General features: G+C 60.6%; 21 protein-coding genes. 6 read left to right on the forward strand and 15 right to left on the reverse strand.

Features of this window, described 5'->3' with window-relative positions; all coding sequences use genetic code 11:
- Window positions 1-114: 114 nt before the first annotated feature.
- From EDF61_RS01265 to tdh, 3 genes are all read right to left on the reverse strand, one after another.
- Window positions 115-1,131, reverse strand: a complete 1,017-nt coding sequence (locus EDF61_RS01265) for a LacI family DNA-binding transcriptional regulator (RefSeq protein ID WP_105657177.1) — start codon at window positions 1,129-1,131, stop codon at window positions 115-117.
- A gap of 70 nt (window positions 1,132-1,201) precedes the next feature.
- Window positions 1,202-2,401, reverse strand: coding sequence for a glycine C-acetyltransferase (locus EDF61_RS01270; protein ID WP_105657176.1), 1,200 nt, complete (start codon window positions 2,399-2,401; stop codon window positions 1,202-1,204).
- A gap of 31 nt (window positions 2,402-2,432) precedes the next feature.
- The gene (tdh, locus tag EDF61_RS01275; RefSeq protein WP_105657175.1) at window positions 2,433-3,485 is read right to left on the reverse strand and encodes an L-threonine 3-dehydrogenase; all 1,053 of its coding nucleotides are present in this window, start codon (window positions 3,483-3,485) and stop codon (window positions 2,433-2,435) included.
- Window positions 3,486-3,620: 135 nt separating this feature from the next.
- Between tdh and EDF61_RS01280 the strand changes: the two genes are divergently transcribed.
- Window positions 3,621-4,532 (forward strand): LysR family transcriptional regulator, encoded by a 912-nt coding sequence (locus EDF61_RS01280; RefSeq protein ID WP_105657174.1) that lies wholly within the window; start codon window positions 3,621-3,623, stop codon window positions 4,530-4,532.
- A 154-nt stretch (window positions 4,533-4,686) separates the two neighbouring features.
- Here EDF61_RS01280 and EDF61_RS01285 read toward each other — a convergent pair whose 3' ends face one another.
- Window positions 4,687-5,649 carry a carbohydrate ABC transporter permease gene (locus EDF61_RS01285; RefSeq protein ID WP_105657173.1) on the reverse strand — a complete coding sequence of 321 codons (963 nt, stop codon included), beginning with the start codon at window positions 5,647-5,649 and terminating at the stop codon, window positions 4,687-4,689.
- Between the two features lie 348 nt (window positions 5,650-5,997).
- Here EDF61_RS01285 and EDF61_RS01290 point away from each other — a divergent pair, with 348 nt between their 5' ends.
- Window positions 5,998-6,363, forward strand: coding sequence for a hypothetical protein (locus tag EDF61_RS01290; RefSeq protein WP_105657172.1), 366 nt, complete (start codon window positions 5,998-6,000; stop codon window positions 6,361-6,363).
- A 440-nt stretch (window positions 6,364-6,803) separates the two neighbouring features.
- On the opposite strand, the gene EDF61_RS01295 is transcribed toward EDF61_RS01290, so the two are convergent.
- Both EDF61_RS01295 and EDF61_RS01300 read right to left on the reverse strand, forming a co-directional pair.
- Complete coding sequence (locus tag EDF61_RS01295) at window positions 6,804-7,634, reverse strand: aldo/keto reductase (protein ID WP_105657171.1); 831 nt, start codon at window positions 7,632-7,634, stop codon at window positions 6,804-6,806.
- 44 nt (window positions 7,635-7,678) lie between these two features.
- Window positions 7,679-8,860 (reverse strand): MFS transporter, encoded by a 1,182-nt coding sequence (locus EDF61_RS01300; protein WP_105657170.1) that lies wholly within the window; start codon window positions 8,858-8,860, stop codon window positions 7,679-7,681.
- A 114-nt stretch (window positions 8,861-8,974) separates the two neighbouring features.
- Between EDF61_RS01300 and EDF61_RS01305 the strand changes: the two genes are divergently transcribed.
- Together EDF61_RS01305 and EDF61_RS01310 are read left to right on the forward strand one after the other, a co-directional pair.
- Window positions 8,975-9,421 carry a MarR family winged helix-turn-helix transcriptional regulator gene (locus EDF61_RS01305; protein ID WP_105657169.1) on the forward strand — a complete coding sequence of 149 codons (447 nt, stop codon included), beginning with the start codon at window positions 8,975-8,977 and terminating at the stop codon, window positions 9,419-9,421.
- A 31-nt stretch (window positions 9,422-9,452) separates the two neighbouring features.
- Entirely contained in the window at window positions 9,453-10,130 is a 678-nt protein-coding gene (locus EDF61_RS01310; RefSeq protein ID WP_286134150.1) for an HAD family hydrolase, read from the forward strand.
- 108 nt (window positions 10,131-10,238) lie between these two features.
- On the opposite strand, the gene EDF61_RS01315 is transcribed toward EDF61_RS01310, so the two are convergent.
- The 7 genes from EDF61_RS01315 to EDF61_RS01345 all read right to left on the reverse strand — a co-directional run bounded on the left by EDF61_RS01315 (window position 10,239) and on the right by EDF61_RS01345 (window position 18,289).
- Entirely contained in the window at window positions 10,239-11,420 is a 1,182-nt protein-coding gene (locus tag EDF61_RS01315) for a Gfo/Idh/MocA family protein (RefSeq protein ID WP_133833012.1), read from the reverse strand.
- 3 nt (window positions 11,421-11,423) lie between these two features.
- The gene (locus tag EDF61_RS01320) at window positions 11,424-12,470 is read right to left on the reverse strand and encodes an ABC transporter ATP-binding protein (RefSeq protein ID WP_105657167.1); all 1,047 of its coding nucleotides are present in this window, start codon (window positions 12,468-12,470) and stop codon (window positions 11,424-11,426) included.
- A complete protein-coding gene (locus EDF61_RS01325) occupies window positions 12,463-13,467 on the reverse strand; it encodes an ABC transporter ATP-binding protein (protein ID WP_105657166.1) in 1,005 nt (334 codons plus the stop codon). The genes EDF61_RS01320 and EDF61_RS01325 overlap by 8 nt, the downstream gene beginning before the upstream one ends.
- Entirely contained in the window at window positions 13,467-14,363 is an 897-nt protein-coding gene (locus EDF61_RS01330; protein WP_105657165.1) for an ABC transporter permease, read from the reverse strand. Before EDF61_RS01330 ends, EDF61_RS01325 begins: the two co-directional genes overlap by 1 nt.
- A gap of 8 nt (window positions 14,364-14,371) precedes the next feature.
- Window positions 14,372-15,295: an ABC transporter permease gene (locus tag EDF61_RS01335; RefSeq protein WP_105657164.1), complete on the reverse strand. Its 924-nt coding sequence runs from the start codon at window positions 15,293-15,295 to the stop codon at window positions 14,372-14,374.
- Between the two features lie 84 nt (window positions 15,296-15,379).
- Window positions 15,380-16,981 carry a peptide ABC transporter substrate-binding protein gene (locus EDF61_RS01340; protein ID WP_105657163.1) on the reverse strand — a complete coding sequence of 534 codons (1,602 nt, stop codon included), beginning with the start codon at window positions 16,979-16,981 and terminating at the stop codon, window positions 15,380-15,382.
- Window positions 16,982-17,101: 120 nt separating this feature from the next.
- Entirely contained in the window at window positions 17,102-18,289 is a 1,188-nt protein-coding gene (locus EDF61_RS01345; RefSeq protein WP_105657162.1) for an ROK family protein, read from the reverse strand.
- Between the two features lie 101 nt (window positions 18,290-18,390).
- Between EDF61_RS01345 and EDF61_RS01350 the strand changes: the two genes are divergently transcribed.
- Entirely contained in the window at window positions 18,391-18,639 is a 249-nt protein-coding gene (locus EDF61_RS01350) for a hypothetical protein (RefSeq protein WP_133833013.1), read from the forward strand.
- A gap of 1,359 nt (window positions 18,640-19,998) precedes the next feature.
- Here EDF61_RS01350 and EDF61_RS01355 read toward each other — a convergent pair.
- Entirely contained in the window at window positions 19,999-20,934 is a 936-nt protein-coding gene (locus tag EDF61_RS01355) for an aminoglycoside phosphotransferase family protein (protein ID WP_105657161.1), read from the reverse strand.
- Between the two features lie 63 nt (window positions 20,935-20,997).
- On the opposite strand from EDF61_RS01355, the gene EDF61_RS01360 reads away from it, so the two are divergent.
- A complete protein-coding gene (locus EDF61_RS01360) occupies window positions 20,998-21,471 on the forward strand; it encodes a mycothiol transferase (RefSeq protein WP_105657160.1) in 474 nt (157 codons plus the stop codon).
- A 26-nt stretch (window positions 21,472-21,497) separates the two neighbouring features.
- On the opposite strand, the gene EDF61_RS18675 is transcribed toward EDF61_RS01360, so the two are convergent.
- Entirely contained in the window at window positions 21,498-21,671 is a 174-nt protein-coding gene (locus EDF61_RS18675; RefSeq protein ID WP_166650654.1) for a hypothetical protein, read from the reverse strand.
- Window positions 21,672-21,731: the final 60 nt, after the last annotated feature.

The following is a 21,731-nucleotide window of genomic DNA, read 5'->3' on the forward strand; positions in this document are numbered from 1 at the left end:
ATGCCCTGCCGGATGAGGCGGCCTGGCACGAGTGATCCCCTCAATAGTGACGCAGGTCATCGACGCGCGTCAACAGTTATGGGTGAACACCGTGGAGAAATTGGCGCGGGCAGGTCATTGCGGTGCCGGGCCCGAGCTGTCCCGGACCACCATCAGCGGCGCGACCAGTTGCTGCACCGGCGCTTGGGAGCGTCCCTCGATCTGCTGCACCAGGGCGTCCACCGCCGCATGGGAAATGGCCTCCCCCGGCGGGGCCACCGTGGTCAGCGCCGGGGCAACCATCTCGGCCGAACGGTCCCCGACCCCCAGTGCGATCACCGAGAGGTCATCGGGGATCCGCAACGCAGCCATGCCAGCGGCGTTGACAAATCCCGCGGTGGCGAACTCCTTGAGCGCCAGCACCGCAGTGGGGCGCGGGTGCAGTTCCAGGTAGGCATCCAGCGCCGCGCGGCCGCCGCGGGCGTTGTTTTCCACCGGCACTTCCTGCATCGCCATGCCCCGATCGCGCACGGCATCGCAGATGGCCCGGGCCGTGCGGATGGCCGGGCCGTTGCCGGCTTCCTGGTCTTCCACCGATACGTTGATGTACATGATGGATTGGTGGCCGAGGCTCGCCAAATAGTCCACCGCGATGCGCCCGGCCTGGGCAAAATCATTATCGACATAGGACAGGTCCGCGCTGTCATCGGGACGGCCAATGGAGGCAAAGGCAATGCCCGCGCGCCGCAGGACATCAAAGCGCGGGTCATTGATCGACACTTCCATCAAGAGCACCCCGGCCACCAGCTTCTGCCCGACCAGGCTTTCCAATCCCATGGCATCGGTCATCGGGTTGGACCACAACAGCATGTGGTAGCCCAGCGCGCGGGCACGCTCCATGGCGGCGGTGACGTACTCGAACTCGGTGGAAGAATAGCCGTCCACGCTGGTGGGAAAGTGCAGGGCAAGGATGCCCCGGCGCGATCCGGCCAGGCCCTGGGCAAAGGCATCCGGGGTGTAGTTCAACTCCCGCATGGCCGCCAGGACCCTGGCCTTGGTCGCCTCGGAAATGGTGCGCCGGCCGCTGATCACGTAGGACACGGTACTAGGAGATACGCCGGCCAAGCGCGCCACGTCATTCCTGGTAGCCATGGGCCCACCGCCTTTGGTTATTCCAACTCGTCATCCCTATTGAAACACGGCGCCGGGCAATCCCCCTGGGTCAGCGGCTGGCGACGAATGCTTGCACGCAGGCCTCGATATCCTCAGCCGAATGCGCGGCAGAAAGCTGGACGCGGATGCGCGCGGCCCCCTTGGGCACTACCGGGAAGCTGAAGGCCGTCACGAAGACGCCCTGCTCCAGCATCTTGCCTGCGACCTCTGCGGCCTTGACCGCGTCGCCGAACATCACCGGAATGATGGCGTGCTCGCCGTCGAGCAATTCGAAGCCCTCTTCGGTCATGCGGCGGCGGAAGTGCGCAGCGTTCTCGAAGAGCTTCTCGCGCAGGTCCCCGGAGTCCACCACCAGGTCCAGCGCCTTCAACGTGGCAGCGACAATCGATGGAGCCAGCGAGTTGGAGAACAGGTACGGGCGGGCCTTCTGGCGCAGCATCGCGACAACCTCGCCGCGGCCGGACACGTAGCCGCCCGAGGCGCCGCCTAATGCCTTGCCGAAGGTGCCGGTGTAGATGTCCACGCGGTCCGAGACTCCTGCATGCTCCGGAGTGCCTGCCCCGGTGGCGCCCATGAAGCCCACTGCGTGGGAGTCATCGACCATGACCAGCGCGTTGTACTTGTCAGCCAGATCGCAGATGGCCTCCAAGGGAGCCAGGTAGCCGTCCATGGAGAAGACGCCATCGGTGACGATGATGGTGCGGCGGGCGCCCGCCCCGCCGTTCAGCTGCGCGGCAGCCTGCAGCTGGGTTTCCAGGTCGGCCATGTCCTGGTTGGCGTAGCGGAAGCGCGCGGCCTTGGACAAGCGGATGCCATCGATGATCGAGGCGTGGTTCAGCGCATCGGAGATGATGGCGTCTTCCTTGCCGAACAGCGATTCGAACACGCCGCCGTTGGCATCGAAGCAGCTGGAGAACAAGATGGTGTCCTCGGTGCCCAGGAATTTAGAGAGCTTGGCTTCCAGTTCCAGGTGCAGGTCCTGGGTGCCGCAGATGAAGCGGACCGAGGCCATGCCGAAGCCGCGCTCATCCATGGCGGTCTTGGCCGCGTCGATGATCTGCTGGTTATCGGCCAGGCCCAGGTAGTTGTTGGCGCAGAAATTCAGCACCTTCCGCGCATCGTCGCCCAGCGAGCCGGCCATGATGGAGGCGGACTGGGCCGAGTCGATGTGGCGTTCTGCCTTGAACAGGCCGGAGGACTTCAGCTCGTCCAATTCGGCGGCTAGCTGGTCTTTGAGATCCGTGTACATTGCAAATGCTCCTTGTTGATGCGGGAAATTCTTAGCCTGAGAAAACGGTCCAGTCGAGCACGACCTTGCCGCCGTGCCCGCTGCGAGCAGCTTCGAAGCCCTGCTGCCATTCGGTGGCCGGCAGGAAGTCGGTAACCACCGAGGCAATGCGCTCGCGCATCACCTCCGAGGAGGTGAGCATGGCGCTCATGGCGTACCAGGTCTCGAACATTTCGCGGCCGTAGATGCCGCGCAGGGTCAGCATGTGGGTGACAACCTTGCCCCAGTTGATGTCGATCGAGGTGCTGGGCAAGCCGAGCATGGCGATCTTGCCGCCATGGTTCATGTTCTCGATCATTTCCGGCAGGGCGGTCTTGTGCCCGGACATTTCCATGCCGTAGTCGAAGCCTTCGACCATGCCCAGCTTCTGCTGCGCTTCCTTGATGCGGGTGGTCGCGACATTCACGGCCAGATCGATGCCCATGGACTGGGCCAGTTCCAGGCGCTGCTCGGAGACATCGGTGATGGCGATGTTGCGGGCGCCGACGTGGCGAGCCACTGCCGCGGCCATCAGGCCGATGGGTCCGGCACCGGTGATCAGCACGTCCTCGCCCACCATCGGGAACTGCAGTGCGGTGTGCACGGCATTGCCGAACGGGTCGAAGATGGCGCCGAGCAGTGGGGTGATGCGCTCATCGCGGTGGATGTAGACATTGCTTTCGGGGATCACCACGTATTCGGCGAATGCGCCGTCGCGCTGCACGCCTACCGAATCGACGTTGATGCACATCTGCTTGCGGCCGGCGCGGCAGTTGCGGCATAGGCCGCACACGACGTGGCCTTCACCCGAGACGCGGTCGCCGATCTTGACCCCGTGCACGAAGTCGCCGATTTCCACGACCTCGCCGTAGAACTCGTGGCCCGGAACCAGCGGGGTGTTGATCATGGCCTTGGCTGCATCGTCGTAGGCTTCGATGTGCAGGTCGGTGCCGCAGATTCCGGCGGTCATGACGCGGATCTTGACCTCGTGGGCGCCGGTCTCTGGTTCTGGGCGATCAACGAGTTCCAGCCCCGCGTGCGGGCCGGACTTGTACAGTGCTTTCATGCGGGTTCCTTTGGATTGGGCACCTGGGTGCGCGCAACACAGACATGGGGTCGCTTCAAGTGTCGCACCCGACAGCACGGTACAACACCTTAGAAGATCACTGATTTACTGATCCAACGATTTAGAATTTACTTCATGGAATTGCATCAGTTGAGGATTCTGCGTGAACTCGCGGATTTGGGCAGCGTCAACGCCGTGGCGAAGGCCCTTTTTGTCTCGCCCTCGGCGGTCTCGCAGCATTTGGCCCAACTGCAGCGCAATTTCCCTGTGCCACTGACACAGAAAGAGGGACGGCGGCTAGTACTCACCAGCCAAGGAAGGATCTTGGCACAAGCCAGCGCCCAGGTTGCTTCAACTCTCGCCGAGGCAGACTCCAAGATCAGGAACTATGAAGGCAACTTTGCCCAACCGGTACTCATCGCTGGATTTCATTCCATTGGCCAAACGATCTTCGCGCCGTTACTGAATTCCGGTGATGATGACCTGCCGCCCTTGCGTTTCTTTGATGAAGACGTTTCACAACAAGATTTTCCGGCCCTAACTTCTACATATGATCTGGTCCTCGCTCACCGAATGCCGCATACCGAGGCCTGGCCTGCCGACAGAGTTTCCGTAATCCCATTGGCCTTCGAACCCCTAGATATTGCTGTGCATCAAGATCATCCACTGGCACGGTTTGAAAGTCTCTCGCCAGCTCAAGTTATCGAAGAGCCTTGGGTGGTCTCCCGCCCAGGATTCTCGCCGGCTGATGTGCTCGATACCATCGCCGCGTTGTCGGGGTCGGCTCCTCGAATTGAGCATCGGGTCAACGACTACGGCACGGCAGCCGCACTGGTACGAGCCAGTCATTGCTTGGGAATTTTGCCTCGCTTCACTTCGCGGTCCATGCTGGGCAAGGATGTGACTTTACGACCAGTTTCAGGCTTGGAATCCGGTCGACAAATCGACATCCTGGTACGCGCCGAACACCTTCACAGACCGACAGTTATTCGAGTTATCGATGCCCTCAGAGAGACGGCGCGGAAGTTGGTGGCCGAAAATCTCTAGCGCCGGGTTAGTTCGCGTTGGAGGCCATTTCTTGGGAGGCTTTACCACTTTCCCGGACAGCTCCGAACAGCAAGGCGGCCAGCTCAACCTAGAGCGTTGAGCTGGCCGCTTTGCTGACCAATGATGTAAAAATACCGAGCCTTGGGCATTCCGCTTATTTGATGGCGCCAGCTGTCAGGCCTGCTTTCCAGAAGCGTTGCAGGAACAGGAATAGCAACAGCAACGGAATCACGGAAACCAGTGCTCCAACGACTACCAGCGACATTGGCACCTTGCCATTGGAAGCAAACCAAGCCACCAAACCCACTGTCACGGGCTGCAATGAGGAGTCATCGATGACCATTGCAGGCAACAGATAGTTATTCCAGATTTCTACAAAATTGATCAAGAAGATGGTCACCAGAGCGGGCGTCATCATGCGCACACCCACGCGGAAGAAGATCCCAACCTCACTTACCCCGTCAAGACGCGCTGCTTCAATTACTTCGTCAGGTACGGACTGCGCGGCGAAGACTCGCGAAAGGTATACACCGAAGGGGCTGACGATACTGGGCAGCAGGACAGCCAATGGATTATTGATCAATCCCAGCTCTGAAAACATGAGGTACAGGGGCAAAGTGAAAAGAATCTTGGGAATTAGTACCGCTGCTAGCACCACACTGAAAACTACTTCGCGTCCACGAAAGCGGTATTTGGCCATGGCATAGCCAGCCATCGATACCAGTAACGTCCCAACCAGGGCACCGATCCCGGCATAAAATACGGAATTCATAATCCACCGCAGGAAAATTCCGTCGCGTGCCGCCAACAACTCGGCGATGTTGTTCCCCAGGTGCATTCCGTTGAACCAAAAACCTGGAGCAGCAAACTGCTCGCCCATCGGTTTTGAAGCCGACACCAGTAACCACCATATTGGTGCTAGGAAATAAATCGCAAAGCATCCCAACACGATAGTGACAATCAGCCGACTCAACAACGTAGTTTCACGATTTGATTGAACCGGTTTCACGAATACGAGCTTTCCCAGTCTGGATTTAGCAATCGTCGAGCCCGTCTCAGACTGATTGCGGTCCTGCGCGGTAGAAGTACTTATTTTCGAATCTACATGGACGCTCATGAATCGGATCCTCGACGCGGGCGCTCCGTCGCCAGGTAGGGTAAAGGCTGAGCGGATCCAACCTCTCCCAGCGTACGTCACCTCTTTGAGACAAAGCGCGCCCAGATTCACGGCCTTTGAACTTTGTACATTGTGCGCCTAAAACCAAACACGTTCAAACACCAGCCGTGCCGTAGCTCTGACAGTCCGGTTACACCAAAGTTTCATTCTTCAGTCACCTTGATAGTATGGCTTCAAATGGTTAAACGTCTTTCTCCGGTCATCATGCCAACTGTCCTTATTATCGGGTTGGCCTCTTGCTCGTCGATGCCTGAGGTCGATTGGAATCAGTCACAAAACGAGGCAAGTATGTTCCTGGAGGCAGCCACGTCTGCAAAGGGATCCCTCGGTGGGGGCACCCTGCGCGTTGGCCAAGGTACTCCGGGAGATACTGATTCGGGCATCGTTCTCAACTATGACTCCGGCGCCCGGATCACGGGGATCCGCGTCAGTTGCTTCGGAGAGGGAACGCTTCGACTCGGATTCGCCACCCAGACTGGGTCCAGTTGGAGCGGCAACGATACTGTCGAAGTCATCTGCAATGGCGAGGAGAACAACGTATCGGTTTCAGAGATCCTGTCTACGGCACAGGTCGATGCGGTGCAATTCAACGGCATCCTCGGTGAGGGAACGGGTGGAGTCCTCGCCGTGGCTATCTCCGGGGTGGCGAACTAACGCCCGCTGCAGTTGCAAGTTCGGCATTCGAAATCTCCAAAGGCGAACTTACGGCGCTGATAGGCATGATTCTCAAGCAAGTACGCGCCGTTGCGTTCTCCAACCGTGACTGCGGCAGAAAAAAATTTGCCGTACCAGCAGGATGCCGAACCGGAGACAGCACGCGTCGCCGATCTGTCTCCATTTGACTGTATAGCTGGCCGACGGGCGAAACATGATTTCTACCTACATTTTTCCGCAGAGCATTGATCAATGGAAACTGTACGATCCGCCGTATAGCTGTATCAGACGCATAGTCGTCCGTCACTCCATAATGCTTGTGGCCAGCCGGCGCCAGTGCAGAAAGTCCGCATCCGAACAAATCCTCGGACTATCCAAGCCATAGATGCTGCCCGTGGCCCGATGAGGGCACAGGCAGCATCTTGGTTGTTGTCATCAAGTTAGCCGTTGAAGGTGTCCGGGTTTGGGCCGGTGCGTCCATCGCGATCAAGGGCATCAATGCTTGCCAGTTCGTCGCTGGTCAATTTGAAGCCGAACAAGTTCAAGTTGGCGATGATGCGTGATTCAGTCACAGACTTCGGGATGATCACCCGGCCCTGCTGCAGATGCCAGCGCAGGATGACCTGAGCCGCGGACACCTCATGTGCCCGAGCGATGCCCACGATGGTTTCGTCGGTGAGCATTGCACCCTGAGCCAGCGGGCTCCATGCTTCGGTGACGATACCGTGCTGCGCGTTAGCTGCAACGACTTCGCGGTTCTGCAAAGCTGGGTGGAGCTCCACCTGGTTCACGGCCGGAACGATGGTTCCTTCGGCGACCAGCTGCTCCAGGTGCTCAGGCTGGAAGTTGGAAACTCCGATGGCGCGGATCTTCTTCTCTGCATACAGCTTCTCCAGCGCCTTCCACGTCTCAACGTAGAGATTCTTTTCCGGGGCTGGCCAGTGAATCAAGTACAGGTCCAGGTAGTCCAGGCCCAAGCGCTCAAGACTTGCATCAAAGGCTTCCAGCGCCTGCTCGTAACCCATGTCCGCAATCCAGATCTTGGAGGTGATGAACAGGTCTTCTCGGGCGATGCCGGACTGGGCCAGTGCTGCGCCCACGCCTTCCTCATTGCCGTAGATGGCGGCGGTATCGATGCTGCGGTAGCCGGCCTTGAGCGCTGAACCCACTGCAGCAGTGGTCTCTTCGTTGGGAACCTGGAAGACTCCAAAACCTACCTGAGGCATTTCAACGCCATTGTTCAGCGTGATGGTTGGAATGGGGGTAGTCATGTCTAACTCCTAGAAATTGGTTGGGGACTGAACAAAACTGTGGATTAGCCAGCTGTAACCAGCTGGGGTGATGCTGCCGAAGACTTCTTGGCCAAGCCCATGGCCAGGAGAATAACGACCAGTGCGACGAGGGTGATCAGTGCGCCGATCCAGATCGGCGAGGTGTAGCCCAGGCCTGCCGCAATGCCCAGGCCGCCAGCCCATGCGCCCAGCGCATTGCCGACATTGAACGCACCGATATTGGCGCCGGATGCCAGGGTCGGTGCATTGCCGGCGTACTGCATGATGCGGCTTTGCAGACCGGGAACGGTTCCGAACCCGAAGCCGCCCATCAGCAGCAAAGCGATAACGGTGGCGATCTGGTTGCTTGCGAAGAATCCGAAGAGGACAAGGACCACCAGCAGTACCGAGATGAAGATGAGCAGAGTGCGGTCGATGCTCTTGTCAGCCATGCGGCCACCGATCCAGTTGCCGACGAACAGACCCACGCCGAAGAGCATCAGCAGCCATGGAACGCTGGTCTCATTGAATCCGGTGACCTCGGTCAGGGTGTAGGCGATGTATGTGAAGGCGCCGAACATGCCACCGTAGCCAAGGACCGTGACACTTAGGGACAGCCAGACCTGCAGCGAGGTGAAGGCCCCGAGTTCTCTGCGCAGGGAGATGCCTTCGGCTGCGTGCTTGATGGCTGGCACCAGCACGAGGATGCCGATCAGGGCGATAATGCCAATGCCGGAGATGGCCCAGAAAGTCGAGCGCCAGCCGGAATGCTGCCCCAGCAGGGTACCGAAGGGAACACCCAGTACGTTGGCGGCGGTCAGCCCGGTGAACATGATGGCAATGGCGCCAGCCTTCTTGTTGGCCGGGACCAGGTCAGCTGCCACGACCGCGCCGATACCGAAGAAGGCACCGTGGCACAGGGCGGCGATGACGCGGCCGATCATGGCCACTTCGTACGTTGCGGCCATCGCGGTAAGCGAGTTGCCGATGATGAAAAGTACCAGCAACCCGACGAGCACCGGCTTGCGCGGCAAGCGGACGGTGGCTGCGGTCAGGCCGAGGGCGCCGGCCACGACGCTCAATGCGTATCCGGAAATGAGCCAGCCAGCTGCGGCCTCGCTGACGCCGAAGTCGGCTGCCACATCCGGCAACAAGCCCATGATGACAAATTCGGTAAGCCCGATGCCGAAGGCACCGATGGCCAACGCAATAAGACCGAGCGGCATAGCGTTACTCCTGATAGACTAGATAAATTAGTTGCACACGCTTGTTATTGCGCGATGAACACTATCGTTGCACACGCAACTAACCAGCGCAAGCAAGTACTTTTGGAGGAACCCATGGGAATCGCAGATGATGCTGTCGAAATCCGTGCCCGAGGGTGGCGCACTTTGGCGTCGTTGCACGGATTAATCGATACTGCACTTGAAAAGGACCTGACGGCGCAGGTGGGGCTCTCTGTGGTCGAGTACACACTTCTGGATGCCCTGAATCGTCAGGATGGCTGGCATATGCGCATGGCGCAGCTGGCCCGCGCCACGGCACTGAGCCCCAGCGCAACGACGCGACTGGTTACCAGGCTCGAAGACCGCAATCTGCTCTCGCGGGTGCTGTGCGCCGATGACCGCCGCGGCATTTACACCGAGCTCACTCCCACTGGCCACGAGCTGTACCAGAAGGCCAAGCCCATTCACGATGCCACGCTGGAACGCGTGTTGAAGCAGGCAGAAGAGCAGCCCGAGCTGGCGCCGCTGGCCCGCATTCTCCACGAATTCTCTGCCGCGTAGCCAATTGCTGAATCCTTGGAAGGGACCGTCCTTGCTGCATCCGAAATTTTCCGCCGTGCTTTTCGATTGCGATGGCGTCCTGGTGGATTCCGAGTCCATCACCAATTCCGTGCTCCGCCAGATGCTCATCGAGCTGGGCTGGGCGATCAGCCCCGAGCAATGCATCGAGATCTTCATCGGCAAGGCGTTGAAAGACCAGTGGCAACCCATTCTCGACCAGACCGGATTCCGCATCGACGACCAGTGGATTAGCCAGTTCCGCGCACGCCGCGACGAAGCGCTGCGCTCGGAGCTGCAGCCGATCCCCGGAGCGCTGGAAGCAGTCAAGCAGATTTCCTCGGTCTACGGCCAGAACATTGCCTGCGCCACCGGCGCAGACCGGGCCAAGGTCGAAATGCAGCTGGCCCTGGCCGGGTTCACCGAGTACTTCGGAGACCGGGTCTTCAGCGGCATGGAATGCCCACGCAGCAAACCGGCACCGGATGTCTACCTGGCCGCAGCCGCGTCGCTGGGCATTGACCCAGCTGGCGCACTGGTTATCGAGGACACTGCCACCGGGGTGGCTGCCGGGATCGCGGCCGGCGCGACGGTGTACGGCTATTCCAACGGCGGACCCACGAGCACTTCGCCCGAGCTGCTGCGCGCAGCTGGCGCAACGCAGGTGTTCACCTCCATGGATAAGCTGCCAGCTTTGGCATCCAAGCAATAAGCCAGAGCCCCGGGGAGCTGGCCGGTTCGCCTAATCTTGGCAGGCTCTGCCTGCTCAGAACGTTGAAGCGACCGCCCAGCTGCACCAAAAATGCCAGCCCCATCGAGGTCAGCTAACGGCCGCCGCCTGCTGGTTGGCAGCGAAATACTCGGCGAGCTGTCCATCGAGCGCTGGAATTTGCAGGGCCTCTCCCTCCGCGCGCATTGAGCGGGCGCCGTAGTCGCCCACGGCCACTGCCGCGCGAGCGGCAACCGGGGAAGTATCGGTCGCTCCCCCTTCGCGGGCAAAACGCAGGAACTCTGCGATCAAATTCGGATCTGCGCCGCCATGGCCTTCATCATCGCCATTGACTTCGACCTTCAAATCCGGTTCGGCGAATCCATGGGTGCTGCGGGTGTTCCACACGTGAATGAAGTCCCCGGGACCGTCGCCGAAATTCTCCAACCGCCCGGCGCTGCCGATCACTGTGTAGTTGCGCCAATAGTCAGGGGTGAAATGGCACTGCTGGTAGGAAGCCAGCACCCCGTTATCCAGCTTCATCTGCACCATTGACAAGTCTTCCACGTCCAGTTCTGGGTTCAGTTGCGTCTGCTTGGCCGGGGGCCAGTTCGACAGCGAGAACCAGTCGCGCATGCGCAGATCCGAGTTGTCCCGCCGATCGGTGACGTCCCCGTAGACGGCCAGCGCGCCAACGCCCGAAACCTGGGTGCTGTAGCCTCCGGCCAGCCAGTGAATAACGTCAATGTCATGGGCTCCCTTTTGCAGCAGCAGCGTATTCGCATAGCGCTGCTGGGCATGCCAGTCCTTGAAGTAGTAATCTCCGCCGTTGCCTACGAAGTGGCGGCACCAGACGGCCTTGACCTCGCCGATGGTCCCGGAGTCGATGAGCTGCTTCATCTGCCGAATCACCGGCATATGGCGCATATTGTGTCCAACATACAGCCGGGTGCCTGTGCGCCGAGCGGTATCCAGGATCTCGTCGGCCGCTTCCAAAGTGATATCCAGCGGCTTCTCCACGAAGGTCGGAATACCGGATTTCAAGGTGCGCACCACCACGTTCCGGTGCGTGTAGTCGGGGGTGAGCACCAGCACTGCGTCCAGCTCGAAGTCCAGCAATTCCTGCAAATCCCCGGTGACTACCGCATCAGGAAGCGCCTCAGCGGCATCCTGACGGCCGCGTTCGCTGGTGTCGCAAACAATGGACACGACGCTGCCTTCGTTTGGGCGCTGCAGGTAGCGGTGCAGGGAAGCGCGCAGCCCGAAGCCGATAATGCCAACTTTCAAATCCATGTTTCAGTCTCCTTGGGATAGTTCTGTGCTGATGGGGCCCGGATAGAAGCAGCGGGCGCGGTGGCCATCGGCCACCGGATCCAGCTCCGGCTCGCTAGTTGCGCAGTCCGGCCGGGCGACCGGGCAGCGGGTGTGGAAGCGGCAGCCGGAGGGCGGGTCGATCGGCGAAGGCGGGTCGCCTTGCAGCATGATCAACTGGCGCGCATGCGCCGGATCCTGGCGCAGTTCCGGTGCTGCCGAGAGCAATGCTTGGGTATAGGGATGGGCGCTGGCGTCATAGACCTGGGCGTAGGAGCCGGTCTCGATCACCCGTCCCAGGTACATGGTGGCCACGGAGTCGGAAATATGCCGCACGATCTGCAAGTCGTGGGCGATGAAGACGTAGCTCAGACCCAGTTCGCGCTGCAGCGAATCGAGCAGGTTCACCACTTGGGCGCGCACCGATACGTCCAGGGCCGAGACCGCTTCGTCGCAGATCAGCACCTTCGGATTCAGTGCGATGCCGCGGGCGATGCCGATGCGCTGCTGCTGGCCTCCGGAGAAGTTGTGCGGATAGCGTCCCAAATGATCGGGGTTCAGCCCGACCAATTCCATCATCTCGCCCAGATTAGCTCGGCGGGAGCCGCGCTTGGCGATGTCCGGGTGGATTTCGAAGGGCTCGGAGAGGATCTGCTCAATAGTCATGCGCGGGTTCAGCGACGCGTAGGGGTCTTGGAAGATCAGCTGGATATTCCGGCGCATCTGCGCCCGCTCCGCTCCGCGCAGCGCATTGATGTCGTGGCCCTCGAACAGCACCTGGCCAGCAGTGGGCTTTTCCAGCCCGCTGAGCACGCGGGCCATGGTGGACTTTCCACAGCCGCTTTCCCCGATGATTCCCAGGGTCTTGCCCTGTTGCACCTGCAGGTCCACCCCGTCCAGGGCCTTGACTACTTTGCGCGGCCCGATGGGCAGAGAACGGGCCACCGGGTAGTGGCGGGTAACCCCGCGCATTTCCATCAGCGGGGCGGCATCCGGTGTCGCGGTCTCTGGCAGGGTCTGCGGGCTAAGCATGGGCTAGCACCTCCTGGGAGTTGAAGCAGGCCGTGTGGCGCTGCGCGGCGATTTCGTCTAGTTCCGGGACTTCGGTGGCGCACTGCTGGTTGGCCAGATGGCAACGCCCAGCGAAGGCGCAGCCAGCCGGCAGGTTCAGCAGGTCCGGCGGGCTGCCCGGGATTGCTGGAAGAAGCTGGCCCTTGAGCTCCTCGCTGGCCACCGATGAGGCCAGACCGCGGGTGTAGGGGTGTGCCGGTTCGGAGAGCACCTGGGCGGTGGGCCCGTTCTCCACGATCCGCCCGGCATACATCACCGCCACCTGGTCGGTGACCTCCCGGACCACCGAGATGTCGTGGGTGATCAGGATCAAGCCCATGTTGTTCTCCACCTGCTGCTCGGTCAGCAGCTCCAGGATCTGGGCCTGGACGGTGACATCCAGCGCGGTGGTCGGCTCGTCGGCGATCAGCAGTTGCGGGTTCAGGGCCAGGGCCATCGCGATCACGATGCGCTGGCGCATGCCCCCGGAGAACTGGTGAGGGTAGTCGTTCACCCGACTGGCTGCAACTGGGATGCGCACCCGGTCCATCATCTGGATGGCCGCTTTCTTGGCCTCTGCCGGGCTGTAGCCGCGGTGCACGCGGTACAGCTCGCCGATCTGGCGGCCCACCGGGTGCACGGGGTTCAAGGCGCTGAGCGCGTCTTGGAACACCATGGCCACGCTGGCCGAGTTCAGCTCCCGGCGGCGCTTGGGGGTCACTGCGAGCAGGTCTTCTCCGTCCAGCAGGATCTGCCCACCGGTGACTTTCGCCGGCGGAGTGTCCAGCAGGCCCATGATGGTTCGCGCGGTCACGGACTTCCCTGAGCCCGATTCACCCAGTATGCCCAGGGCGCGGCCGCGCGGCAGCGAGAGATCCACGCCGTTGATCGCGGTGGCAACTCCCTGCCGGGTGGCGAACTCAACGCGCAGGTCCTTGATCTCCAGCAGCGGGTTTGCTGCTTCGTGCGCAGTGCTCATCACTTGCCCTTCGGGTCGAACTCGTCGCGCATGGCTTCGCCAAACAGGACGAAGCCGAGCACGGTAATGGTCAGGAATACGGCTGGGAACAGCAGCAGGTGCGGGGCGGCATCAATATAGTCGCGGGCCGCTGCCAGCTGCAGGCCCCAGGACACCGACGGCGGGGTGAGCCCGATGCCGATGAAGGTCAGGCCGGCCTCGGCAGAGATCATCCCGCCCACACCCAGGGTCTGCAGCACGAGCAGCGGTGTGATTGCATTGGGCACGATGTGCTTTGCGATGATCCGCCCATTGCTGGCGCCCAGCAGCCGGGAGGCCTGCACGTACTCGCGGTTGCGCACTTCCAGCACCGAAGAGCGCATGAAGCGCACGCCCCCGGGCCATGCGAACAGGGACAGCGCGAAGATCACGGTCCACACGTTGCGCTCGCTGAACAGCTGCAGCACCACGATCGCGGCCAGGATGAACGGTAGGCCGAAGGCCATATCACACACCCGGGAAATCACTGCGTCCACCCAGCCTCCGAAGTATCCGGCGACGGCCCCGACCAGCGCGGCGATGCCAAAGGCGATGGCCGAGACCACGATGCCCACTAGGATCGAGGCGCGCGCCCCATATATGACATTGGTATAGTAGTCGCAGCCCTGGATATCGATGCCGAACAGGTGCGCGGCGCTAGGCGGCTGGTTGGATTTGAGGATGTCGCAGCTCTCCGTGGGCCCGGGACCAAAGCCGGTAAACAGCTGAGGGAACGCGGCCATCAGGATCATCAGCAGCACAATGGACCCGGAGATCGCGAAGCGCGGCTTCAGCCACCAGCGCCGGTGCGCGCCGCGCGACTTCTGCGGGGAGCGGTCCACCGCCTGGGCGCCATCGGCGGGATTGACTGTGCTCATGCTCGAACTCATATTCTCACCCGTGGATCGATCAGGCCGTAGGTCAGGTCAACCAGCAGGTTGAAAACCAAGTACACCAGCACCAGCAAGGTAGCGATGCCAACCACGATTGTGCCTTCCTTGTTGTTGATGGAGCTGACCATCAGTCCCCCAATGCCCGGGATGTTGAAGATGGCCTCGATGATGACCGCGCCGCCGAGCATGCCGGCTAGGCTCAGGCCCAGGTAGGTCACCACCGGGATCATGGCGTTGCGCAGTGCGTGGCCCCAGATGATCCGCCGCGGGGAAAGGCCCTTGGCCTTGGCGGTGCGCAGGTATTCAGCGCGCAGCACTTCCACCAGCGAGGTGCGAGTCAGCCGGGCCAGCCCGGCGGCGGCCTCGAAGGCCATGACCAAGGCGGGCAGAATGAAGGCCATGGGCCAGCCCGCGCGGATGCCGGCCGGGTCCACCCAGCCCAAGTGCACACCGAAGTAGGTCTGTGCGCCCAGAGCGATCACGAAGCCCGGTACACCCATGAACAGCACCGTGAACACCAGTGCGAAGTGGTCTCCCGACTGTCCGCGGCGCAGCCCTCCGTAAACGCCGATAACCAGGCCAATGAACAGCTTGAGCACCCAGGCAGTCAGCGCCAGCGCGAAAGTCACCGGCAAGCGCTCGAGGATCAAATCCAGTACCGGGCGGCCGAAGAAGTCGATGCCGAAGTCCCCGCGGAAGACCCCGAGGATGTAATTGCCGTACTGGACGAAAAACGGGTCATCCAAATGGTAGGCCTGGCGGATCTGCATCACGGTGGCCTCGGGCAGCGGGCGTTCGCCGGTGAGCGCCGAGATCGGGTCGCCCGGCATCAGAAAGGTCAGTGCGTAGATAATGAAGGTGGCGCCCAGTAGCACCGGGATCATCTGCAAGATGCGCCGCACGGTATAACCCAGCATTGGTTACCCCTTAAGAAGAATAGTGTGTACCGGCGGGAGGACCCATGACTCGTTTCATGGCCCGCCCGCCGGAGACTGGTGGTGCTAGCAGCCGTAGCCCGCGCGGTAGTACTGCAGGTCGCCCTGCACGTCGTTGAGCACGGCGCACTTGGACTGCAGGCCGTAGTCGGTCGGGATGAACAGCGGGATGGCTGGCAGATCCTTGATGATCTTCGCCTCGGCATGCTTGAACAGCTCGGTGGACTTCCCATCATCCATCTCGGCGCGGGCCGCGCGTAGCAGCTTGTCCACTTCTGGATTGGAGTAGCCGGTGGCCAGATTGCCGTCGCCACCGGTCTCATACTGGCTCAGGTACTGGTCAGGAGACATGTACGACCAGCCCCACAAGCCGAAGGCTGCGCCTTCGAGCTTCTGGTTGTTGCGGCGCTCGGACAGCTCGGTGCCCAGCATCGGCTTCATCTGCACCTTGATGCCCAGGTTGTCCTGGATCTGCTTGGCAATGGCCTGCACCAGCTGCTGGTCGGAGTTGGAGTTGCTTTCGATAGTCAGCGTGCCTTCAAAGCCGCCGTCATCAGCCAGGATCTCCTTGGCTTCCTTGGGGTCGAAGGTGCATGCTTCGCAGGATCCGGGAACGTAGGATTCCAGCGATGGCGGGACCAATGAGTCAGATGGCTCGGCGTGACCCTTGAGCAGCGAGGTGGCGATCGCTTCGCGGTCAATGGACATGGAGATCGCCTGGCGCAGAGCCGGGGAAGTCAGTTCATCGACGTAGGCAGGGACCTGCAATGTCTGCTGCTTGGAGCCGATTGCGACCTTGTACAGCGCTTCTTCGCCCAGCTGGCTGGAAGCCTTGTCCACCATGGTGGCCGGCACGTTGCGGATCATGTCCAGGTTGCCTGCGGTCATGTCGGTGTAGGCCGGATCCACGGAAGTGTAGATCTTACCAATCAGCTTCTCGGCTCCGCCACTGAAGCCCTCGGCACCCTTGAAACCGTCCCATTTCTCCATCACTACCTGCTGGTTGTGATCCCAGGAGTCGAACTTGTATGGTCCGTTAGAAACTGGTGCCTGGTCGTAACCGGTCTCGTCATCGAATGCGCTTTGCGGCATCGGGCAGGTCGGGTTGGTGCTCAGAATTGCCGGGAAGTCGCGGTTCGGCGCCTTCAGAGTGACTTCCATGTGGGTGTCGTCCACAACCTTGACTCCGGAGAGCTCGCTGGCCTTGGCTTTGCCTCCATCCAGCGGGTTCATTTTGTCATAGCCTTCGAAGGAGACGAAGGTGCCATTGCCCTGCCAGGCGTTGGATCCGGTGGCGGTGGCGTTCCAGGCATCGGCGAAGGATTGTGCCGTTACCGGGGTGCCATCGTGGAAGGTCCATCCGTCTTGCAGCTCGATATCCCAGACCTGGGCATCATCGCTGGTCACCGATTTGGCGGCCAGCGGTTCCAGCTTCTGGGTTTCGGAATTCACTTCCATCAGGTTCGCGCACAGCGCCATACCGATCTGGCTTCCGGGATCCTTCTGCGGCACGATGCTCTTTGGCTCGCTGGTCATGAATGACAAGGTTGCCTCACCGGATCCATCACCGACTTGCTCCGCTTGGCTGCTGGCTGATGAGCAGCCGGTTGCGGCGAGCATCAGCGATACGACACAGGCAACGAGCGCAGTTTTCTTCTGTCGTTCCATCTTGTTCCTCCCTGAGCGGCTACCGGCACCTGTGCCGGGCTCGTGGCCGCTGTCACTTTATTTATTTTATGAAATAAAGTAAACATTGCAGAAGGTGTGACTGTCAACACTTTCCGGGGCTTATTCTGCCTCTGTCTCCGCATGCAGCCGATCAATAAAGGCCAGCGGATTGGCCAGCACTTCGTTCACCATCAAGCTGGCTGCGAAGATCGACAGCGACAGCGAATGGTCGCTGGAGTAGACTACGCGGCTTGAGGCCTGGGCGCCCTGCAGGGAATTCTCCGCGACCACCGTTTGGACCAGGGTCCGGGTTTCGGGGCGTTCGGCCGGGGTCCCGGCGATTACTAGCAGCCCCGGGTCCAGCAGGTCGAAGAGCATCGCAGCGGCCCGGGCGACAAAGGTGTCGCGATCAGCGACCAGGGCACGGATCTGTTCATCACCAGCGTCATAAAGCCGATCAATATCGCCATAATGCATCACATCAAGGCGACCGGCCTCATGCGCCCGGCGTACGGTAGCTTCGTCGGTTGCCATGACTTGCAGGCAGCCACTGCGTCCGCAATCGCAAGGGAACCCCTGGTCACTGACTTGAAGATGGGCAATGTTCCCGGCATGCTGCGACCAGCCGGCGCGGATCCGCCCGTCACTGACTAAAACCGCGCCCAAATCCGAGGTGATCACCATGAGCAGGAAATCGCGCTCCGTGGCGCCATGCCCATAGAACAGCTCGGACTGCGCCGCTGCGCGGGCATTGTTGTCCAGAATAATCGGCTGGGGCAATTCTTCGAGCATCTGCACCGCGGGAACCTGTTGCCAACGAGCACCGCGATTCTCCACAATCCGCCCGTTGATCCGGTCGACAATGCCGCCGGTGGCTACCCCGGTCCCCAAGATTGGCCTCCCCTTGGCATGCTCGTCCACCAGCTGTTTCGCTTGGTTAATGACCAGCTTGAAGGACTCTTGGGCGCCCAAGCCATCATGCGGCACGAGAACCGAGGCCTTGGCCACCCCATCCAGCCCGGTAAGCACCACGCCGGTGACTCGCGGTCCCAGGTGGATGCCCATCACCAGATTGGACTTGGTATCAACGTGCAATGGGACCCTGGGCCGCCCCTGCCCCACAGCCATTGGTTCGGCTTCGCTGATTAATGAGCTTTCCAGCAAGCTCGCCGCAATGCCGGTAACCGATGCGGCGCTGATGCCCAGGGCATCGGCGACATCCTTGCGGGAGCCGCCGGGCGAAGAGAAAATCTCCTGGAGCACCATCGAGTAGTTGCGCACCCGGGCCGGGTCGGACTTGCGGGACATGCGGAGAAGGTCCTTTCCATGACAGCAACCTGAAGGGGCTACTTGGCTTATTGTGTCACTGTGCGGGTCAACTTCGGGAACACAGGTGGCATTCAGAGGCCATGATTGAGCAGAATTACGCAGCCCAACCAGCTATTACACCAGGAACGAAGCGGACCGGTTCGTTCTGGTTGGTTCGCCATTTTCTGGGGCCGCAGCATCCATTCGGACCACTTTTCGCTGCCCCATTCGCTGGCTGCGGCATATTCCCCGTCAAGCCGCAAGTACGCCATCAACAACATGTGATGCAAGGACTCTCGCATTTCGCTTCGTTCGGCGCAGCGGGTTTCTTTGTACGGAAAACCGGTTGATCGCGCCCTTTCCAACGCGCGCACTTTCAGCGGCAGAAGATCCCGTGTGGGAAGCCGCGAAGCTGGTGGGTAAAGTAGGGCGGACTGCGGGAAACAGCGCGCTTCGGAACTTGAAAAGCAATGTTGTGCCCCGTGTGCTAAACCCGGCGATATGGGATCACCTTGCCGCCGATCCACAACACCATCTGCCAGCCCATAGCCCGGTTGGACGGTGCTGCTGTTCAAGGAGCTCGGTCCCCCGCATTCGACATTTCTGCTGCTGTCGCGTAGAGCGTTCTTCTATCGCTGTGGCCGTAAGAGGCTAGCAAGTCGCTTTCATCAGCCCTCGAACCGAGCAGCTTGAAGCACACTTTTCCAGCTAAGAAATACGTCCGCCTTTGCCGAATCGGCGTGGCTGCAAAGCATGGTTGTGGGAAGGCTCAACCAAGTTCATTTTGGTCTTTACTCCTCTCCGACTGGAACCATATCAAGCGAATCGGGCTTCACTGGATTCAGCCATCGAGCCAGGGTAGTCTACGTCCATGCATACCTCGCGCTATGAAGCCGATATGCATCCAGCAGAAGCTGTCGCCAGGCTGCTGGACTAAACGGGAAACACAGTGACCTCAGTGATTCCCTCTGGTTACGAATCGTATGTGCTGGTCCTCAATCCGGTCGAACTTCGAGACGGTTCAACTATCCTCCGGACGGATGTCATGGGCAGGAACGGAGTCAGCCTCGGGCATGGATCCAGTGGCCCGAGCTCGCAGTGAAAAAAGACGCCAAGTAACCGGAGGGTTACTGGCGGGTACCCGACAGGGGAAATCCACCCGCCAGTCTTGCAAGGCAACTGACCAAAACCCTCGATCCAGATCCGAGCACCCACTCTTTCGCTTCCTGGGCCGGGTATGCCATGGATTTCATGAACAGACCACGATGTTTTCTCCGTATCAAAGCGAAATGCTGCTCTACTCCGGAAAATTGACGGATCAGCGCGGAGCTTCCCTCTTGTCCACGACGTCAACGGAGCGTGTGCCGATGTACTGGTGGCCCTCGAATCTTCGCTGGTTCGTCGGTCAGGACATCTACGCGAGAAGTCTCGTAGTCGGATGCGAGCGACGGACCGCGCAAAAGATCCTCCAGGATCCTCTTCTTGATGCTTACCCCATCAACCCTTCAGATACCGTACCCTCAAATGAATATTGACCTGGGCAACATCTCTCAGTTCGACGCGCTTCCGTAACTCTTCACCCGCAAATCATCTAGACAACAGTGATGGAATCTTAGAGTAGAGAAAATAGGCTGAAAGCCCAGCTGACCACCTAAAAGGTATTCGAAGCTCATTCCCATGGCGCATTGTGTTACGGACCCGCCCATCGTTCAATTACCGGCAATCGCCGCTGATTCGGAATCGGTAAGCAGGATTCCCAATGTTTCACGGCCAATGACGCCCAAAAGATCATCAGGGCCGAGGTCTGCGGTCAACATTGCATATCTCAGACCCCAGCCTCGACTACGTCGCCATAACGAGCTTCGGGGTTCTGCCCCGTACTGGTCGAATGCCTCCGAAATTGCTGCAGGGCTGAAATGCATCCAGAACATGCCAAGGTCGCTGGCTGGATCACCAATGCAGAGATCTCCGAAATCAACCAACGAAACCGTGGCATCGTCGTTGGCTGAGTCGTTGACAATCGTGTTGTGCGGATGCGGATCACCATGCAACCAAAGCGGTGCGCCTTCATGCGGTGCCGCGGCCACTGCGTCTTCCCAAAGTGCAAGGGCCGGTTCGTGCAATGTAGGGTCCAGCGCCGAAATCTGCTTGCGGGTTTTCTTGTCGAGCGCGGCCAGCGGCACCCCGCGGAATTCACTGTGCGGTCCGGACGCTCCGGCAGGCTGGTGCAGCCGGTACAAGTACTGCGCGAATTCTCCGGCGTAGCCATCGCGCCTGCGGCGGTCCACCGTCGCTGCGCTGCGGCCCGGGACATAGGGGCAGATGGAGAACGTGAAGGGGTACTGCGGCGCGGGCCGGCCAACGAAGACCGGCATGGCGATGGGCAGTCCGGTCTCGGCGGCCAATTGCGGCAGCCAACGCCGTTCCTTGAGTCCAATGGCCTCGCCTAGTTCCCGGCGCGGCAGGCGCACCACCAGCTCAGCACCCAGCCGGTACACCTCGTTATCCCACCCGGTAGCCAGATAGGCAATGTCCTGGTTCGCCCAGTTCGGCGCCTGGCTAACCAGCAGGTGCCTGACCAGCTCCGCGTCAATTTCAACTTCGGCTGGCGGCATTCCCTTATCCGTGGAGACAGAAGAAGTCATTGCTCAATGCTAGTGCACCCCGCATGGCTCACGCTGCCGCGCGAATCGTTCTAGAATCGGTGCATGGACTCCCCTGCACCCGGCGAGCAGATCCTCGCCACGCTCCTGCTAGAGAAATTCGACCAGCTTACCGAAGCCTTGGCGAGCATTCCGCAGGAACAAGCCAATAGCGTCCTGCCAGTTCACGGCAGCAATTCGCCGGTGCAGCTGGTGCTGCATTGCTGCGGGATGATGCGCCGCTGGTCTTCCACGGTCAATCTCGGCCTCGAGGTCCCCCGCGATCGGGCCGCCGAGTTCACCGCGGTGATGGACAAGGAGGCTGCCCTGCAACTGGCGCATGAGGCCAGGAAGGCGTTCGCCAACGACCTGGCGCTCACGGGCATGAATGATGCTCCCGTTGCGGCCCCGCCAGGCAGGGAGGGCGAATACTGGATGTCCACCTGCCAGGGCGTGCTGCTGCATGTGCTCGAAGAGCTCTGCCAGCACTTGGGGCATCTGGAAATCACCCGGGATCACTTGGCCAAGGACGCGTCGTGAAAGGCATCCGGCAGGTCACAGCTGGCCTACCCATGGCCTTTCCCGGGGCCTGAAGAGCGTCCGCGCGCAGAGCCGTCCCAAACGAGCAAGGCTCCTGCAGCAGGCAAGAACAAGAGAGCTGGAAGCCACTGGAATGCCATCAATGCCACCATGGCGGCCAGCAGCATGGCCAGCGCCGCGATTCTGGGCCATGCAGCCATGACTGCCCTCCTAGAAGCCTTCTACCGCTCAGCGGTAGTTGATTTGGTGTGAAACCCTAG

The sequence above is a fragment of the Arthrobacter sp. JUb115 genome (assembly GCF_004365035.1).
Classification (GTDB): domain Bacteria; phylum Actinomycetota; class Actinomycetes; order Actinomycetales; family Micrococcaceae; genus Glutamicibacter.

Bases quoted from the DNA above. Each gene is read 5' to 3' on its own strand.
- EDF61_RS01355 (WP_105657161.1), bottom strand. From the start codon at position 20,934: ATGACTTCTTCTGTCTCCACGGATAAGGGAATGCCGCCAGCCGAAGTT.
- EDF61_RS01290 (WP_105657172.1), top strand. From the start codon at position 5,998: ATGTTCCTGGAGGCAGCCACGTCTGCAAAGGGATCCCTCGGTGGGGGC.
- EDF61_RS01280 (WP_105657174.1), top strand. From the start codon at position 3,621: ATGGAATTGCATCAGTTGAGGATTCTGCGTGAACTCGCGGATTTGGGC.
- tdh (WP_105657175.1), bottom strand. From the start codon at position 3,485: ATGAAAGCACTGTACAAGTCCGGCCCGCACGCGGGGCTGGAACTCGTT.
- EDF61_RS01305 (WP_105657169.1), top strand. From the start codon at position 8,975: ATGGGAATCGCAGATGATGCTGTCGAAATCCGTGCCCGAGGGTGGCGC.
- EDF61_RS01330 (WP_105657165.1), bottom strand. From the start codon at position 14,363: ATGAGCACAGTCAATCCCGCCGATGGCGCCCAGGCGGTGGACCGCTCC.
- EDF61_RS01360 (WP_105657160.1), top strand. From the start codon at position 20,998: ATGGACTCCCCTGCACCCGGCGAGCAGATCCTCGCCACGCTCCTGCTA.
- EDF61_RS01350 (WP_133833013.1), top strand. From the start codon at position 18,391: ATGATTGAGCAGAATTACGCAGCCCAACCAGCTATTACACCAGGAACG.
- EDF61_RS01265 (WP_105657177.1), bottom strand. From the start codon at position 1,131: ATGGCTACCAGGAATGACGTGGCGCGCTTGGCCGGCGTATCTCCTAGT.
- EDF61_RS01295 (WP_105657171.1), bottom strand. From the start codon at position 7,634: ATGACTACCCCCATTCCAACCATCACGCTGAACAATGGCGTTGAAATG.
- EDF61_RS01340 (WP_105657163.1), bottom strand. From the start codon at position 16,981: ATGGAACGACAGAAGAAAACTGCGCTCGTTGCCTGTGTCGTATCGCTG.
- EDF61_RS01270 (WP_105657176.1), bottom strand. From the start codon at position 2,401: ATGTACACGGATCTCAAAGACCAGCTAGCCGCCGAATTGGACGAGCTG.
- EDF61_RS01320 (WP_105657167.1), bottom strand. From the start codon at position 12,470: ATGCTTAGCCCGCAGACCCTGCCAGAGACCGCGACACCGGATGCCGCC.
- EDF61_RS01325 (WP_105657166.1), bottom strand. From the start codon at position 13,467: ATGAGCACTGCGCACGAAGCAGCAAACCCGCTGCTGGAGATCAAGGAC.
- EDF61_RS01315 (WP_133833012.1), bottom strand. From the start codon at position 11,420: ATGGATTTGAAAGTTGGCATTATCGGCTTCGGGCTGCGCGCTTCCCTG.
- EDF61_RS18675 (WP_166650654.1), bottom strand. From the start codon at position 21,671: ATGGCTGCATGGCCCAGAATCGCGGCGCTGGCCATGCTGCTGGCCGCC.
- EDF61_RS01285 (WP_105657173.1), bottom strand. From the start codon at position 5,649: ATGAGCGTCCATGTAGATTCGAAAATAAGTACTTCTACCGCGCAGGAC.
- EDF61_RS01345 (WP_105657162.1), bottom strand. From the start codon at position 18,289: ATGTCCCGCAAGTCCGACCCGGCCCGGGTGCGCAACTACTCGATGGTG.
- EDF61_RS01300 (WP_105657170.1), bottom strand. From the start codon at position 8,860: ATGCCGCTCGGTCTTATTGCGTTGGCCATCGGTGCCTTCGGCATCGGG.
- EDF61_RS01335 (WP_105657164.1), bottom strand. From the start codon at position 15,295: ATGCTGGGTTATACCGTGCGGCGCATCTTGCAGATGATCCCGGTGCTA.